Origin of the sequence: Hominilimicola fabiformis, assembly GCF_020687385.1 — a bacterium.
GTDB classification, from domain to species: domain Bacteria; phylum Bacillota; class Clostridia; order UBA1381; family UBA1381; genus Hominilimicola; species Hominilimicola fabiformis.
Genome location: NZ_JAJEQM010000010.1, coordinates 88,114 through 105,690 on the forward strand (window position 1 = coordinate 88,114; position 17,577 = coordinate 105,690).

Consider the following 17,577-nt stretch of genomic DNA (forward strand, 5'->3'; position numbering starts at 1 on the left):
GGCAGTGTTCATTATGAATTATAAAAAATATCAAAAAATGTACCATCCGATTCCGCTTGAGGATCGTCAGTGGCCGAACAATGAAATAACTCATGCTCCGATTTGGTGCAGTGTTGACCTTCGTGACGGTAATCAGGCACTTTACTCACCTATGACGACAGAAGAAAAAATCGAATTTTTCAAATTCCTTGTAAAGCTTGGTTTTAAGGAAATCGAAGTAGGTTTTCCGGCAGCGTCGCATACTGAATTTGAATTTGTTCGCCGTCTTATTGACGAAAATCTTATTCCCGATGATGTCACAATTCAAGTGCTTACACAAGCAAGAGAACATATTATAAAGAAAACCGTTGAGGCTCTAAAGGGTGCTAAAAACGCAATTATCCACCTTTACAACTCAACTTCAACACTTCAACGTGAAGTTGTTTTCAGAAAGAGCAAGGAAGAAATCAAACAACTTGCCGTTGACGGTGCAAAGCTTGTAATGAGCCTTGTTGACGGTCAGCTTGACGGAAATATTCGTTTTGAATATTCACCTGAAAGTTTCACTTGTACAGAGCCGGACTACGCGGCAGAAGTTACAAATGCCGTACTTGATGTATTCAAGCCGTCCGAAACAAACAAAGTTATCGTAAATCTTCCGTCAACTATCGAAGTTGCGACAGCAAACGTATATGCCGACCAAATCGAATATATGTGCAAGCACCTTAACAATCGTGAACATCTTGTTATCAGCGTTCACGCACATAACGACAGAGGTACAGGCGTTGCGTCAAGCGAACTTGCATTGCTTGCAGGTGCGGACAGAGTTGAGGGTACAATATTCGGTAACGGCGAAAGAACAGGTAACACGGACGTTATCACTGTTGCACTTAATATGTTCTGTCAAGGTATCGACCCTGAACTTCATCTTGAAAATATTGATGAAATCATCGAAGTATACGAAAAGTATAATCGTTTGCCGATTAACCCAAGACACCCATACGCAGGTGAAATGGCATACGTTGCATTTTCGGGTTCTCACCAGGACGCAATCAAAAAGAGTATGGATAAATTCGGTTCAAGTCCGTCAAATAAATGGGCTAACCCATACCTTACAATCGACCCTACCGACATCGGCAGAAAATATGAGCCTATTCTTATCAACAGTCAGTCAGGTAAAGGCGGTGTAAGCTATATTATGGAAAACAAGTACGGCTACACCCTACCGAAGCCAATGCTTGCGGAATTTTCTTCACTTATCACAGATATGTCTGACGAAAAGAAAACCGTACTTACAAATCACGAAATACATCAAGCATTCAAGGATACATATGTGAATGTGGCAGAGCCTATTAAAACCCGTTTCTATCGTTCAACGGAGGAAGATGACTGTACAATTCTTTCGGCTACTATCGAAAAGGGCGGAAAAGTTACCTCTATCGAGGGCAAGGGTAACGGTCCTTTGGACGCACTTTGCAACGGTCTAAGACAATTCTTGGGTCAGCAGTTTGAAATCTGCAACTACACAGAACACGCCCTAACACGTTCATCAAATTCAAGAGCGGCAACATATATTGAAATCAACGACCACAACCACCACAAAACTTATTGGGGTGCAGGCGTTGACGCAAATATTAACACCGCGTCAATCTATGCACTTATTTCGGCAGTAAACAGAATGCTTGCAGATAACTAAACATCATTATAAAAAAAGTGGCAGTTTTTCTGCCACTTTTTTTATAATATATTTACTGATTAGAATTAAATTATACCAATTTTCCCGTTTAAATTACAATTCAATAAAAATATATTGACAAAAAGGATTTTTTTTTGTAAAATGAAAATGTACTAAATAATTGGTATATTTGTAAATTATTTTGTGCATTAATACTTTTAATAACATCAGTTTAGTGAACTTACTCACCTATATCTCTATGCTATCTTTTATGTTATATTAATTGCATATTAGTGTTTTATACTCATATACTAATAATATTTGATACAAATAGTAAGCTTACAAAAGAATACATAACAGATGGGACATTCTGGAACGACATATTCTGTTATGTCTACTCCTCAAGCTAAAGGGCAACGAAAAAGATCTTTATTTGAAGATGATATAAACGGTATAAATGCTATTTACAATAAATAAAAAAGGAGAAATATTATTATGAAAAAATCTATTTTAAATATAATCAGTTTAATGTGTTGTCTCACAATAATGCTCACTGCAACATCTTGCGGAAATAATGCAAAAAAAGAAGAAATAGTCGTTGACGGTATTATACCGTTAATATCTGAAAGTGAGCTTATTTTACGTTCAGACTTAATAATAGAGGGTACTGTTTCAGAAATTATGGACAGTAAATGGAGTAATCCCAATAATGAAAAAGGTGAAAATTTCAGAAATATTCTTCAGACAGACATAGTTGTAAACATTGATAATTACCTTTTCGGCGAACGTGACGATAATCAAGCTATAGTAAGAATAGATAAAGGCGAAGATGAAAACACAATCGTTTCTTCCGACGGTTATCCTGACTTTGAAGTTAATGAAAAAGTTTTATTATTCCTTTCAAGAGATGACAGCGACATTGCAACCGATGAAGACTATTATGTTTTAACAGGTATGCGACAAGGAAAATACGACCTATCAGAATCAGAAAACTCACGTTCGAGTAATACTATCAATACTTATATAAGTTCTATGGAAGTCGATAACGAAAGAGATACCGAAGTTATAGATGAGTTAAAAGACAAGATTGAAAAAGAACATAATATGCACCCTAACTATTCGGATGAACAAAAGCAAAGACAGATTGAAATTGATAACGAAAACAAAAAATTGTTCGGAGAATAATTTTAATTCGAATATTGTTGTAAATTATTGACAAAAACATTCACAAAATGACCTGAAAAATCTCAAGAGCTATACTCTTGAGATTTTTTGTTTTGTCGAAAAAGCAATATTTAATCTCGCTATGCAAATTCACTTATAAAAACTGTTGAATTTTATCGGAAAACAGTATATAATATAATATGTATCAAAATTTTAATACAAAGCGTATTTTAAGAGAGGATAAAGATTATGCAAAATGACAACAGAATCGGTGAAGAATGTGGTGTATTCGCCATTTATGATCCTGACGGTGATTGTGCAAGAACGACCTATTACGGACTTTATGCACTTCAGCACAGAGGACAGGAAAGCTGCGGTATCGCGGTAAATAACAATCGTGACATTACTCATTACAAGGATATGGGACTTGTCAACGATGTATTTAATGACGAAATATTGACAAAACTTGACGGTAAAATGGCTGTCGGTCACGTTCGCTATTCGACAACAGGCGAAAGTATGCGTGAAAATGCTCAACCGCTTGTACTTAGATATGTAAAAGGTAATATCGCCATTGCCCACAACGGCAACCTCGTAAACAAGGACGAATTGGCACAAGAACTAAGCGTTACAGGTGCTATCTTCCAAACAACAACCGACACAGAAATGATTGCTTACACAATCGCCAAAGAACGTCTTAATTCAAAAAGCGTTGAAGAGGCGGTTGAAAAGACTATAAATCACCTTGTAGGTGCGTTTTCACTTATCGTTATGAGTCCGCAAAAACTTATTGCCGCTCGTGACCCTTGGGGTTTCAGACCGCTCTGTATGGGTAAAAAAGGCGACGCTATTGTTTTTGCCTCGGAAACTTGTGCACTTGACAGTGTGGGTGCGGAATTTGTCCGCGACATTGAGCCCGGTGAAATTGTTGTCGTTCAAGACGGTAAAATTTCCACTATCAGAACTCACGTCGGCAAAAAGCCACATACAATGTGTATCTTTGAATACTTATATTTTGCACGTCCTGACAGTATTATTGAAGGACAGTCTGCACACGATTCACGTATGCTTGCAGGCAAATACTTAGCGCAGGAATTTCCTGTTGAGGCTGACGTTGTAATCGGTGTACCGGATTCGGGACTAAGTGCCGCAATGGGTTATGCAAAGGAATCGGGAATTCCTTACGACATCGGTTTTGTAAAGAATAAATATATCGGCAGAACTTTCATTCAGCCGTCACAGGCAATGCGTGAAAATTCCGTAAGAATTAAACTTAACGTACTGAAAAGCACAGTTGAGGGAAAGCGTGTCGTTATGGTTGACGACTCAATCGTAAGAGGTACGACTTCAAAGAGAATTGTAAGCCTTTTACGTCACTTCGGTGCAACAGAAGTTCACGTTCGTTCATCTGCTCCGCCGTTTATGTTCCCTTGCTACTTCGGTACAGACGTACCGTCAAAGGATCAGCTTGTAGCCTGTAACTACACCATGGACGGAATTAAAGAACTTATCGGTGCAGACAGTATCGGATTTTTAAGCGTTAATTCTTTGAAAAAGATTATTCCTAACGCAAACTGTCAATTCTGTGACGGATGTTTCTCGGGTAAATATCCTGTTGATGTTGACTGATAAAATTTAATAAGAAAGAATGAGGTAAATGATTACTGACTTGACAGAGGGCAAACCCTCAAAAATATTATGGAGCTTTTCGATACCTATGCTTTTGAGCGTGGTATTTCAGCAACTCTATAATATAGTGGACAGTATCGTAGCCGGAAAATTTGTAGGCGCCCAGGCATTAGCTGCTGTGGGCGCTTCTTATCCGATTACGATGATTTTTATGGCAATAGCCACAGGTGCAAACGTCGGTGCGGCTGTTATTATTTCGCAGTTGTTCGGTGCGAAAAATTTTGAAAAACTCAAAACTTCCATTTTCACTTCAATAATTTCAATGACTGTACTTGCCGCAATTCTTACAATCTTCGGAATTGTTTTCTGTTCGGGAATGTTAAAAATGTTATCTACTCCCGACAATATTTTTTCCGACTCAATGACATATCTTAATATTTACATAGGCGGATTGATTTTTCTGTTTCTGTACAACATATGCACAGGTGTTTTTACCGCTATGGGGGACAGTAAAACTCCGTTGTATTTTTTGATTATGTCGTCAGTCGGAAATATAATTCTTGACCTTGTTTTCGTAATTGTATTTAATATGGGCGTGGCTGGAGTCGGCTGGGCAACATTTATTGCACAGGGTATATCTTCCATGCTCGCATTCGCCGTACTTTTAAAACGCGTTCACGGTATAAAATCGGGGACATATAAAAAATTTTCAATCCGTATGCTCGGACATATTTCAAGAATTGCAATACCGAGTATCTTGCAGCAAAGTTTTGTATCGGTCGGAAATTTATTTATACAAAGCCGTGTAAACAGTTTCGGCTCTGACGTTATCGCCGGTTACAGTGCGGCTATAAAGCTGAATACATTCGCTATAACAAGTTTTTCAACGCTCGGAAATGCAATGTCAAGCTATACGGCACAAAACACAGGTGCGCGAAAGCTTCTCCGCATACCTGAAGGACTTAAAGCAGGTATTGTTATGCTTATCGTTGTTTCTCTGCCGTTTTTCATTGCGTATTTCGTATTCCCGAATACTATGATGAATATATTCGTAAAAAGCAGTGAGACAGGTATTATAGACGTAGGAAGAATATTTTTAAAAATCGTCACACCGTTCTATTTTGTAATTTCCGCAAAGCTTACATTTGACGGTATTCTTCGCGGTGCGGGACGTATGAGGGCGTTTATGGCAAGCACGTTTACAGACTTGCTTTTAAGAGTTATCCTTGCGTATGTTTTCTCATACGCACTTAATTCGGAAGTCGGAATATGGCTTTCTTGGCCTGTCGGCTGGACTATCGCCGCAGTTATTTCGGCAGTATTCTATTTTATTTATTATAAAACAACAATCAAAAACGGTGCAAATTAATTGCACCGTTTTTTAGTTTTCCTCAATATGAATAAGCATTTGTTCTATAATCTTTTTAACGTGGTCGTCATCAATCGAATAAAAGGCATTTTTACCGTCACGGCGTGACTTTATAAGCCTTGCCTGTTTTAAAGTTTTAAGCTGATGACTGATAGCCGACTGGCTCATACCGAGTGCATTCGCTATATCATACACACACAATTCCTTATCAAACAACGTCCATAAAATTCTTATTCTTGTACTGTCGCCGAACACTTTAAACATTTCCGACAATTTATCCGTTACATCTTCATCGGGAAGTTGATTTTTCAATCTATCTAAAATCTGCGGATTATATTGACAGGTACTGCATTTATCCATTTATCTTCTCCTCTTTTCAGTCATATGTTCATATATTCATATTATACCCTTTTAATCTTGATTTGTCAAATCGCTTGAAAAATCAGATATTAATTTATAAAAATCAGAATTCATTATTAAATTTACCCAAATTCTTTTTATAATATGATAAAATATAACTTAGATACTTTGAAAAGGAGGATTTTAATACACTATGAATAAAAAGAAAATCATTTCGGCTATGCTTACAGTTGCAATGCTTGCAAGTTCGGCGGTTTCCGCACTTGCCGCAGAAGTAGGCGAAAGCCTGAAAGTCGGCGATTACACAGAATCCGCCGCCGAAACACAAAAATTAATCGACTCACGACCTGATATTCAGCGTCCTATGGAAAATCTAAACAGAGGTGCTGTTGCCGTAAGAATGGACGGCTATACATATATTTCGTGGCGTTGGCTCGGCACTGAAAGTGCGGATACGAGATATAACATTTATCGAAGTTTAACAGAAATGTCCTCATACGGACAAAAAATAAATAACGAACCTCTAAATGCAACAAATTTCACCGATTTATTTATCGCAAGTGACGATACACAGTATTTCATTGTACCTGTTGTAAACGGCGAAGAACAATGGGACAAAGTTGGAGCAGTTCAGCTTTGGGACAACAATTATATGGATATTCCAATCCAAAAGCCTGAAAACAATAAAGTAAACGGTGAAGAATATTCATATACACCGGGTGACGCGTCTGTCGGTGACCTTGACGGTGACGGCGAATATGAAATCGTATTGAAGTGGGACCCGTCAAACGCAAAAGACGCCGCACAGGCAGGTTTTACGGGTGAATGTATTCTTGACGCGTACAAGCTTGACGGTACACGTCTATGGCGTATAAATATGGGACCTAACATTCGTGCAGGCGCACACGACACGCAGTTTATGGTATACGACTATGACTGTGACGGCAAAGCCGAAGTTGCTTGCCGTACGGCTGACGGCACAATCGCAGGTGACGGCTCTGTTATCGGTGACGCAAACAAAAACTATGCCGTTGTAAGCAACGGTAAAAACCTTACAGGTCCGCTTTATCTTACAGTATTCAAGGGTGAGGACGGCTCTGTAATTGATACAGTTGACTATGACCCGCAAATCACAGGCAAAACCGCAAGCGGTCAAAAATGGGATATAAGCTCTTGGGGCGATACATTCGGAAACCGTTCCGAAAGATACCTTGCCGCCGTTGCATATCTTGACGGCACAAGACCAAGCATGGTTTTTGCAAGAGGTTATTACACAGGTCCTGAGGGTGAAACAGGCGGCAGAACAGTTATTGCAACATACGATCTTGTAGACGGCAAACTTGTTAAGAAATGGCGCTTTGATACAATGGATTACAACAATAAATATATCGGACAGGGCAACCACTCAATGAGTGCCGCAGACGTTGATTATGACGGTTGCGATGAGCTTATATACGGTGCGCTTGCAATAGACAACGACGGCAAGCCTATGTATTCGACAGGTTTGGGACACGGTGACGCACAGCACGTCAGTGACCTTGACACGTCAAGACCGGGACTTGAAGTTTACTCTTGTCACGAAGAAACTCAAGCAAAATACAGCTTTGAAATGCGTGACGCACGTACAGGCGAAATACTTGTCGGCGGCGAACAAATGGGCAGTGACAACGGTCGCGGCACATCTGATGACATAGACCCGCGTTATCCTGGTTGCGAAGGCTGGTCAGCCGCAGGAATACTTACCGCCGCAGACGGTACCGTCATTTCAACAAAATACACTATGCCGGCAAACTTCCTATGCTATTGGGACGGCGATTTGGGCCGTGAAGTTCAGGACAACATTTATATCAGCAAGTGGAATCCCGAAAAAGAAAAGGTTGAAACTATCTTCACCGCTTCGGGTTGTACTTCTGTAAACGGTACAAAAGCTAATCCGTCACTTACCGCCGATCTTTTCGGCGATTGGCGTGAAGAAGTTATGTATCCGCTAAAGGACGGCAGTGCTTTGAGAATTTACACAACCACTACACCGACAAGCTACAAAATCCCTACACTTATGCACGACATTCAATACAGAATGCACGTTGCATACCAAAACGACTGTTACAATCAGCCTACACACCTAAGCTATTATCTTGGTTTTGACACTGAAAATGTACCTGTACCGCAGATTTATACAGTAGGCAACAATGAAAAAAATCCCGACCTTGCAAAGAAGTCTTGGAATATAAACGATTTATACAGCGGTGAAAAGGTTGAGCTTGTACTTGACACACCGACAGCACTTACAAACGGTGTTCCGAAACGTGTTGATAACGACAGCACGGACGTTGTACCATACCTTGACGAAAACGAAAGAACTCTTGTTCCGTTGAGATTTATTTCTGAGTCATTCGGCGCAGACGTTGAATGGGTGGCAGATACACAGGAAATCAAAATCAACGGTGACGCCGTTACAATGAAAATCGGTAGCAACGATTATACTGTAAACAACGAAACAAAAACAATGGACACTGCACCGATTTTGAACAACGACAGAACAATGGTTCCGCTTCGTGCAATCGGTGAAGCACTCGGAAAGATTGTTTACTACAATGATAAATATATCTGCATAAGCGATATTGACTTAAATATGTCGGACGATTTCGCAATGTCAAGAAAATCTACAATCACATCTGCAAAAGTACCTGACAAAATTGAAGTTGTCGCAATAAACGGAACAGGTCAAAAATATTATCCTAACCAACTTGACGTTTTTGCCGTTGAGGCAAGCGACAATGACGGTAACGTTGAAGCAGGTGCGGTTGACCTTGATATAAACACGCGTTGGTCAAGTTACGGTAAGAGTACGCTTACGCTTGATTTAGGCGAAGAAAAGGACGTTTCTGGTGTTGCAATCGCAATGTGGAAAGGCAGTGAAAGAATTTATCCGTTCACAATCGAATACTCGGTTGACGGCAAGACTTGGGAAACTGCACTTCCAAAAACTCAAAACACAGGTGAATCAAGCGAATTTGAAAAGTATATGTTCCATGAAACGGTAAAAGCACGTTATATCCGCTACAACGGTGACGGTGCAACAGACCCTGACAAGAATTACTGTCATATCAGCGAAATCGCTGTTCTTGGCGCTGAAGAATAAAAAAAGGAGCTGTCGACAGGCTGACAGAGGTCGAGAAATTAGTTCGGATTTTGCGAAAATGAACTCGTCGGCGTACGTTGGTACGTTAGAGTTTATTTTCGCAAAAAGTGCACAGGCAAGCCGTATATCGAAGATAGGCTTGCCTGTTATTTGTTATAGCTATAAATTTAGTTTTAAAATACAAAAATAATATTTTGCACGTTCCGGACAATTTGTCGACATTCTGAAACGGTGTTGCAATGCAACACCGTTTTTTTTGTTTGAATTGGACAAAACATTTCTATTATGATATAATTAAAATAATATATACTGTAAAGGCAGAGATGATATGAACAGAGTTGTAATTGGAATACTTGCACACGTTGACTCGGGTAAAACTACGCTATCTGAGGGAATGTTATACAGTGCAGGTGAAATACGAAAAATCGGTCGTGTTGACCATGGTGACGCATTTCTCGATTCACACGAAATTGAACGCGACAAGGGCATTACGATATTTTCAAAGCAAGCCGTTATGCGTTTTCGTGACACAGAATTTACTTTACTTGACACTCCCGGTCACGTTGACTTTTCTACCGAAATGGAGCGTACTTTGAGCGTGCTTGATTACGCAATCCTCGTTATAAGCGGTACGGACGGGATACAAAATCATACAGAAACACTATGGCGGCTTTTGGCACGATACAATGTACCTACATTTATATTCGTGAACAAAATGGACCTAAACGCCGACAGAAACGCCGTTCTTGATGAATTGCATACAAGATTTTCGGACGGTTGTATTGATTTTACGCAAAATCCTGAAAATGAAGATTTCAGAGAATCGCTCGCTATGTGTGACGAATCTATAATGAATACATTTCTTGCGGACGGTACTGTCAAAAATCAAGACATAAGAAATGCCGTTGTACAAAGAAAAATATTCCCGTGCTATTTCGGCTCTGCACTTAAAATGGAAGGTGTATCGGAATTTCTTGAAGGACTTGAACTGTACACCAGACAAATTATTTACGATGACAAATTCGGTGCAAAGGTATTCAAAATTGCCGAAGATGAGCAAGGCACACGTCTTACTTATATGAAAATTACCGGCGGTACTTTAAAGGTAAAAACACTTTTAAAGGGTAACAAGAAAAATGAGTGGTCGGAAAAAGTAAATCAAATCAGAATTTATTCCGGTGCAAAATTCCAAGCGGTTGACGAGGCATTCCCCGGTACGGTTTGTGCCGTAACAGGTCTTACACAGACATATTCCGGTGAAGGAATAGGTTGTGAGCCTGATTCAAAAAATGCCGTTCTTGAGCCTGTTTTGACGTACCGTATGGAGCTTACGGACGGTATTGACGTGCATACAGCACTTACCGAATTACGTCATTTGGAGGACGAAGACCCACAGCTTCATATAATATGGAACGAACAGTTGCAGGAAATTCACGTTCAAGTTATGGGCGAAGTTCAGCTTGAAGTTTTAAAACGAATTATAAAAGAGAGATTCGGTATTGATATTGAATTCAGTCACGGCGGTATTGCGTATCGTGAAACAATAGCCGCACCTGTTGAGGGTGTCGGACATTATGAGCCGTTAAGGCATTATGCTGAAGTGCATTTACTTATGGAGCCGACTGAAAAAGGCAGCGGTATGCAGTTTGCGGTAAATTGCAGTGAGGACAGTCTTGACCGCAACTGGCAACGACTTATTCTCACCCATCTAAAAGAAAAAGCACATATCGGTGTTCTGACAGGCTCACCGATTACCGATATAAAAATAACGCTTATCGCAGGACGTGCACACCAAAAACATACGGAGGGCGGCGACTTCCGTCAAGCTACTTATCGTGCGGTACGTCAAGGCTTAAAAATGGCTGAAAGTGTTTTGCTTGAGCCTTGGTACGAATTTCATCTTGAAATACCTACCGAAAACGTAGGACGTGCAATGACCGACATTCAGCAAATGGGCGGTACATTCAGTCAACCCGAAACAATCGGTGATATGACGCGAATTTCAGGCTCTGCACCCGTTGCGACAATGCGTGACTATCAAATGGACGTAACAGGTTACACGCACGGCAAAGGCAGATTAAACTGTATTTTAAGCGGTTATGAGCCTTGCCACAATACCGAAGAAGTGATTGCCGAAATCGGTTACGACAGCGAAACCGATATTGAAAATCCCGCCGATTCGGTTTTCTGTTCGCACGGTGCAGGCTTTGTTGTAAAGTGGGATAAGGTTTACGACCATATGCACATTGACGGCATAAAGCTTGACCAAGACGATGATGAAGAAGAAAACGTCTATCAGCGTGCAAACGACTACATCAATATGGTTGCCGATGATAATGAGCTTATGCAGATTTTTGAACGTACATACGGTCCTGTACGCCGTAAAGTAGCGTCATACACTGTAAAGAAATCCACTCCCGACCGAAAAAGCCATCAAAAATCAAAGCCTGTTAAATTAGGTGACGAATATTTGCTTGTAGACGGTTACAATATAATTTTTGCGTGGGACGAACTGAAAGAACTCGCCAAAGATAACCTTAATATGGCGCGTGACCGACTGATTGATATTCTTTGCAATTATCAAGGCTTTAAGCAATGCAATTTAATACTTGTTTTTGATGCGTATAAAGTTAAAGGAAATGTCGGCAGTACCGAAAAAATTCATAATATAAACGTTGTGTACACAAAAGAGGCTGAAACCGCCGATATGTATATTGAAAAAATCACACATAAAATCGGTAAAAAACATCGTGTGCGTGTTGCCACTTCGGATAACCTTGAACAAATTATCATTCTAGGCAACGGTGCGACACGACTTTCCGCAAATGAACTGTTGCAGGAAGTAAAACTCGCCGAAAAAACTATTATGGATATTATAAATTCAAACTAAAAAAGGAAGTTTTCAAAACTTCCTTTTTTAATATTTCGCATTTTAGTAATTATATGATCCGAGAAATTTATAGAAAAATGTATTCTGTCTTACTTTATCAAGTGCAAAGTAAATTGACGCATCATCAATATTGCCGTCAATATCAATGAAGAACACATACTTACCGAGTTCCTTTTTCATAGGACGTGACTCGATTTTAGTCATATTAATTCCGGACTTCGCCAAAAGCTCAATCGCACTGTACAAGCTGCCCGGTTTATTATCAATCGCAAATACGATTGATGACTTATCGTGACCTGTAACTGTCTTATTCGGTGTTTTTTCAATAATAACAAATCGAGTTGAATTATTTGCGTCGTCACCGCAGTCGTGACACAAAATATCAAGGTCATAAATTTTTGCACTGTTCGGTGAGCCGATACACGCCACAGAGCCGTCCGATTCTTTTACACGTTTTGCCGCAGACGCAGTTGAATCGGCAAATTCAATTTTCACATCCGCAAATTCGTGTGACAATAATTTTGAACACTGTCCTATCGGTTGAGGGTGGGAAGTGATAATTTTTATATCCTCTTTCTTTACACCTTTTTTAACCATAAGATTTTCGCTTATATGAAGAATGTATTCACCTGTTATATATAAATCCACATCAAAAGCAAGAGTATCCAAAGTTGTGTTGATACTTCCGTCAATAGAATTTTCAATCGGCACGATTGCCCTGTCAATTTCGCCTTTTTCAACCGCCAAAATTACAGAATAAATCGTTGAAAACTCCTTTATTTCTTCTTTACCCTCAGACCATTCCATAGCCGCCTGATGTGAAAATGTTCCGTTCGGACCAAGATAACCTAACATATTAAGTCAATAACTCCCTTCAATAAAACGAAAGGCTGAAATAAAATTGTTCACACAATGTGGGCAACTTCATCCAGCCTATAAATTTCTTATAATAGAATCTTATTTACTGCCTTCGCGATTGGATCAAGCTCCTTCATAAGCTTGTCAAACTTTTCAGGTGTAAGCGATTGAGCGCCGTCTGACGCAGCCTTTTCAGGGCAGTTATGAACTTCAATCATAAGACCGTCAGCACCTGCCGCAATAGCACCTTTTGCAATAGCCGGAACATACTTATATGTACCTGTTGCATGGCTCGGATCGGCAATAATAGGAAGATGAGAAAGTTCCTTTGAAACAGGAATTGCCGAAAGGTCAAATGTATTTCTTGTAGCAGTTTCGTATGTTCTGATACCTCTTTCGCAAAGGATTACCTTTTCATTACCCTCAGACATAATATATTCGGCAGCCATTAGCCACTCTTCCATAGTACAAGCAAGACCTCTCTTTAGAAGTATAGGCTTGTCGCACTTACCGACTTCGCGAAGAAGTTTGAAGTTCTGCATATTTCTTGCACCGATTTGCATAATATCAGCATACTTTGCAACAAGTTCAACATCTCTTGTATCAAGTACTTCAGTACAGATAGGCATATTAAGTTCCTGACCGCTGTTGTACATAATCTTCAAGCCGTCACCCTCAAGACCTTGGAATGAATATGGTGATGAACGAGGCTTGAACGCACCGCCGCGAAGAATGTTTGCACCCGAGGCCTTAACAGCCTTTGATACAGTTGTGAACTGTTCCTGGCTTTCGATTGCGCAAGGACCTGCAAATACTGCAAGCTGCTTGCCACCGACTGTTATTCCGTGACCGATTTCGATAACTGACGGTTCTTTGTGAAGCTCCTTAGATGCAAGTTTATATGGTTTCATAATCGGAACAACGTTTTCAACACCGTCCATAGTAAGAATTTGATTCATACTTAAAAGACGCTTGTCGCCGATTGCGCCGATAACTGTTTTCTTTTCGCCTTGAATAGGGTGCGTTTGGAATCCGAACTCGGCAAGTAGTTTTTCAACACTCTCGATTTCCTTTGCCGATGCGGATTCTTTCATAATAATAATCATTTATGTTCACATTCTTTCTTTAATAATTACAACATATACAGTATAGCAAAAAAGGACAATTTTTGCAAGTTAGTTTTAAATAATTTCAGAAATATCTGCAAAAACAGCTACCGTTCTGTATTTTCCGTTGTAACATTTGCACTGTTTATTAAAGTACAGCCGCTTTCCGTCACGCGAAAACGACGGATTTGGATGTACCTGAAGTTTCCATGTGGTGTATTCGTCCTTCGATATTTCAAAAGTTGCAATCGGATTTTTGTCACCTCGCTTGTACAAATAAACATTCGGTGCAAAGTCGGGATAACATCTGTCACCGGCAAAATATTTTCTGTCAAAACTTCCGTCCATATGATTTGAAATTCCGCCAAGCACTTCTAATTCCTCTCCGTCCTTTGAAAAACGTGCAATGTAGCTTGTTTCCATTTCAATGTGTCTGCCTTGATTAAACTGACGTGTAGCCATATATGTGTCATCGTCAAACCAAAGCTGATGTACAGGCTTGTCCGCTATCATATGCGTTTTTTTAGTGTCTAAATCTATGCAACCCAACGCACCGAATACAGGGCAGTCCTTTACGCCCAAGCGCATCATAACTGCCGTTGCGGACGGATTTAGCTGAACGTGGCTGACAGACGCGGTATGCTCGTTCGGAGTAAGACCGTGTTCCCTTACCATATTTAAAATATCTTCCTCTGTTGCAACAAGCATTATTTTTCCGCTTTCAACATCAAGTATGTAAATTCCGCACGAATTAATTTCGGGATAATCGGGATTTTTGTCAAGATATTCTGTCGATATTGAAAACGGATACTTGCCGTTTTCCGCACAATGACTTTCTTTGCCGCGAATTTTGTACTTAACCTCACCCGTATCAACATCGAGTATACGGAATACACATATAGACGGTTCTTTGCCGGCTATTCCCTCAAATTCCACATCACGAAAAACTATAAGGCTGTTTGTTATAAAGGTTGCTGACGGGCCGTTGTGATTGCCGCAGTGTACATCATATACTTTGCGATGATTTTCAAAACCCCTGTCGCATATCCATATTTCCGTTTCAGGCTTTGTCAAGTCTGCTTTGCGTGCATATATAATTCTTTTTGAATCGGGACTCTCAACCATTCCGCCGTTCATTCCAAGCAATGTTGAACCCGAATAATCACATATTTCCTTTACTTTCATCTCTCTCACCTCATTATATGAATTATACCATAATATTGAGGTGTTTTCAATATTGGTTATTTTTTCTTTTTCGGTGTCGGTAAGTCGTCATATATCGCCTTAAATAATTCGGTTAAATATTCTTTGTTGTCAACTTCTTCTATTAAAATCATTTCTTTCGCACCCTCATAAGGTACTTCGTACCGAATGTCAGAAACATAGTCAATAGCCGATTTAACAGGTTTTATAAGCAGTCGGTCATCATATATTCCGCCGGCAATTCTGCCTTTGTAGTAAATAATGTACTCCCCCATCATCGCCCTGTACGCTATTTCCTCTAACTCCGATAATTGCTCTAATATGTATTCTAAAAATTCTTTACTCGATGCCATCTGTTTCTCCTTTTTCTTATATATCACTTTCATATACAAATTTTAAAATATAATTGTTATCAACGCATTCCACAACCACATTGTATTTTTCATTTTCTGATAATTCATATCCGTTTGTGTTTAACTCAAAACTGTAATTTTCCGTACCATTGTATTCTTTGTCGCAAAAATTTCTTGCATTGACTATTTTCGCCGTAGTAATATCGCCCGATATGCTTTCAATGATTACATCAGCATTATAACATTTCTTTTTTGTAAGAAGTGTTCTGTAATCTGCACCTGTACCGTTATAGATTTTACTTTCAACAAATTCACTTTTTTGTTCCGACAATATTGTTGATATTGGTTTAGAAATAAACTCCATTATTGGTGTGTTCATTGTTCTTTGGGCTAATAATGCCGCTGATGCGCGAGTAATAGTATCATCATAATTCAAATTTATATCATCTGTAATATTAAAATTTTCAGCATATTTGAAGTAACCGTTCGGATATCCTCCAACTGCCTCTGAATAAAAGTCATATCCTATTGATGTAACCAACATTTTTACAAATTGTGCATACGTTACATTATCATTAGGTCGTGCCGTACCATCTTCAAATCCACTTATCACACTGTTACAGTACGCATAATTCCAATACTTCCAATCCCACGAATCCTTTGATATGTCACTAAACGGTAAATCTGAATTTTCTTTTTCTGTATATGATGTTTCATCGCTGAATCCCATCATATCATCAACTATTCTTATAGCTTCAGAGCGCGTAAGTACATTATAAGGTTTAAATATTCCGTCCTCGTAACCGTTCATAATGTCCATAATCCTTAAAAATCTTGTTTCTTCTGTATCATAATCCGAATACGCCGATACATTAACTGCTACTCCCACTAAATTAGCACATATCACCAACAAACATATTAATTTTTTCATATTTATTTCTCCCTTGCTATTATTTGTTATCATAATATATGTAAAATTATATTTTGTCAATATTTTTTTACTAAAATTCAAAAAACTAATAGTAATTAATTTTTAGATAAATATTTATTGGTATATTCCGTTTGTTCAAATATCAATACGTTATCTTTCTTTTTAATTTTTAACACAATCGGCAGAGGTATCTCATCATTTAAACCTTTTCCATTATTTTTTGAACTATCATAATATTGTAAAATCAAATCATCTTTTCCCCAACATTTCGCCATATTCTTGGCTTTTTCAAAACTTAAATTATTAATTTCACAATACTTTTTTATATCGTCTTCCCATTTATCAAATAATTCACTCATAAAAATACCTCAATATTTATGTTTATAATGATTTTCCCTGTTCTCCGGATGTCTGTTCTAAATAATGTTTGTAACTCTCTTGCGCCTCCTTTGTGGCATCGGGCTTTATTACTCTCATTCCATTTGGTTTCCATGCCCAGCAATCGGGATTTGAAGACCAATAAAACTCTAATCTCTTCATTATTTTCATCCTTCTCATCAATAAAATCCAATCAGCATTTGTATAAAAAGGTGTATATACAAAAATAAACCGCATAAAAATGCGATTTATTTTATGGTGGACCATCTAGGACTCGAACCTAGGGCCGTCCGGTTATGAGCCGGATGCTCTAACCAACTGAGCTAATGGTCCATAATATTAAATAGATTAAACAGCCTTTACAAGAAAGGCTGTTTAAAATGTTGGTGACCCGTGCGGGAATCGAACCCGCGTTACCGCCGTGAAAGGGCGGTGTCTTAACCGCTTGACCAACGGGCCATGAGTTCCGGCAACTTTCTACTTTCCCAGGCAGTCACCCACCAAGTATCATCGACGTTAAGGAGCTTAACTTCTGTGTTC

14 protein-coding genes, 2 tRNA genes and 1 rRNA gene are annotated in these 17,577 nt (G+C 39.1%); 6 read left to right on the forward strand and 11 right to left on the reverse strand.

From position 1 onward, the window contains the following. Positions 1-13 precede the first annotated feature (13 nt). The 4 genes from leuA (at position 14) to LKE05_RS08485 (ending at position 5,816) form a co-directional block, all read left to right on the forward strand. A complete protein-coding gene (leuA, locus tag LKE05_RS08470; RefSeq protein ID WP_308456535.1) occupies positions 14-1,675 on the forward strand; it encodes a 2-isopropylmalate synthase in 1,662 nt (553 codons plus the stop codon). Between the two features lie 474 nt (positions 1,676-2,149). After that, positions 2,150-2,839 (forward strand): hypothetical protein, encoded by a 690-nt coding sequence (locus LKE05_RS08475; RefSeq protein ID WP_117968163.1) that lies wholly within the window; start codon positions 2,150-2,152, stop codon positions 2,837-2,839. A gap of 228 nt (positions 2,840-3,067) precedes the next feature. Beyond that, positions 3,068-4,447: an amidophosphoribosyltransferase gene (gene purF / locus LKE05_RS08480; protein WP_308456536.1), complete on the forward strand. Its 1,380-nt coding sequence runs from the start codon at positions 3,068-3,070 to the stop codon at positions 4,445-4,447. 28 nt (positions 4,448-4,475) lie between these two features. Then, positions 4,476-5,816 carry an MATE family efflux transporter gene (locus tag LKE05_RS08485; RefSeq protein ID WP_308456537.1) on the forward strand — a complete coding sequence of 447 codons (1,341 nt, stop codon included), beginning with the start codon at positions 4,476-4,478 and terminating at the stop codon, positions 5,814-5,816. A gap of 12 nt (positions 5,817-5,828) precedes the next feature. Here LKE05_RS08485 and LKE05_RS08490 read toward each other — a convergent pair whose 3' ends face one another. Further along, a complete protein-coding gene (locus LKE05_RS08490) occupies positions 5,829-6,176 on the reverse strand; it encodes an ArsR/SmtB family transcription factor (protein WP_022229150.1) in 348 nt (115 codons plus the stop codon). Between the two features lie 193 nt (positions 6,177-6,369). On the opposite strand from LKE05_RS08490, the gene LKE05_RS08495 reads away from it, so the two are divergent. Next, positions 6,370-9,318, forward strand: a complete 2,949-nt coding sequence (locus LKE05_RS08495; RefSeq protein ID WP_308456538.1) for a rhamnogalacturonan lyase family protein — start codon at positions 6,370-6,372, stop codon at positions 9,316-9,318. A 328-nt stretch (positions 9,319-9,646) separates the two neighbouring features. After that, positions 9,647-12,208 carry an NYN domain-containing protein gene (locus tag LKE05_RS08500; RefSeq protein ID WP_308456539.1) on the forward strand — a complete coding sequence of 854 codons (2,562 nt, stop codon included), beginning with the start codon at positions 9,647-9,649 and terminating at the stop codon, positions 12,206-12,208. Positions 12,209-12,250: 42 nt separating this feature from the next. Here the strand turns inward: LKE05_RS08500 and pheA are convergent, their stop codons facing one another. From pheA to rrf, 10 genes are all read right to left on the reverse strand, one after another. Continuing rightward, complete coding sequence (gene pheA, locus LKE05_RS08505; protein WP_022229171.1) at positions 12,251-13,063, reverse strand: prephenate dehydratase; 813 nt, start codon at positions 13,061-13,063, stop codon at positions 12,251-12,253. Between the two features lie 89 nt (positions 13,064-13,152). Then, the gene (gene aroF / locus LKE05_RS08510; protein WP_022229170.1) at positions 13,153-14,172 is read right to left on the reverse strand and encodes a 3-deoxy-7-phosphoheptulonate synthase; all 1,020 of its coding nucleotides are present in this window, start codon (positions 14,170-14,172) and stop codon (positions 13,153-13,155) included. A gap of 75 nt (positions 14,173-14,247) precedes the next feature. Further along, complete coding sequence (locus LKE05_RS08515; RefSeq protein ID WP_308456540.1) at positions 14,248-15,357, reverse strand: hypothetical protein; 1,110 nt, start codon at positions 15,355-15,357, stop codon at positions 14,248-14,250. A gap of 56 nt (positions 15,358-15,413) precedes the next feature. After that, positions 15,414-15,728, reverse strand: coding sequence for a TfoX/Sxy family protein (locus LKE05_RS08520; protein WP_308456541.1), 315 nt, complete (start codon positions 15,726-15,728; stop codon positions 15,414-15,416). Between the two features lie 16 nt (positions 15,729-15,744). Next, positions 15,745-16,659 (reverse strand): S-layer homology domain-containing protein, encoded by a 915-nt coding sequence (locus LKE05_RS08525; protein WP_308456542.1) that lies wholly within the window; start codon positions 16,657-16,659, stop codon positions 15,745-15,747. Between the two features lie 95 nt (positions 16,660-16,754). Beyond that, positions 16,755-17,018: a hypothetical protein gene (locus tag LKE05_RS08530; RefSeq protein ID WP_308456543.1), complete on the reverse strand. Its 264-nt coding sequence runs from the start codon at positions 17,016-17,018 to the stop codon at positions 16,755-16,757. A 22-nt stretch (positions 17,019-17,040) separates the two neighbouring features. Continuing rightward, complete coding sequence (locus LKE05_RS08535; RefSeq protein ID WP_308456544.1) at positions 17,041-17,199, reverse strand: hypothetical protein; 159 nt, start codon at positions 17,197-17,199, stop codon at positions 17,041-17,043. A 94-nt stretch (positions 17,200-17,293) separates the two neighbouring features. Beyond that, a tRNA-Ile gene (locus LKE05_RS08540) sits at positions 17,294-17,370 on the reverse strand. Between the two features lie 51 nt (positions 17,371-17,421). Beyond that, positions 17,422-17,496, reverse strand: a tRNA-Glu gene (locus tag LKE05_RS08545). Between the two features lie 5 nt (positions 17,497-17,501). Beyond that, a 5S ribosomal RNA gene (rrf, locus tag LKE05_RS08550) occupies positions 17,502-17,577 on the reverse strand; the annotation flags it as partial.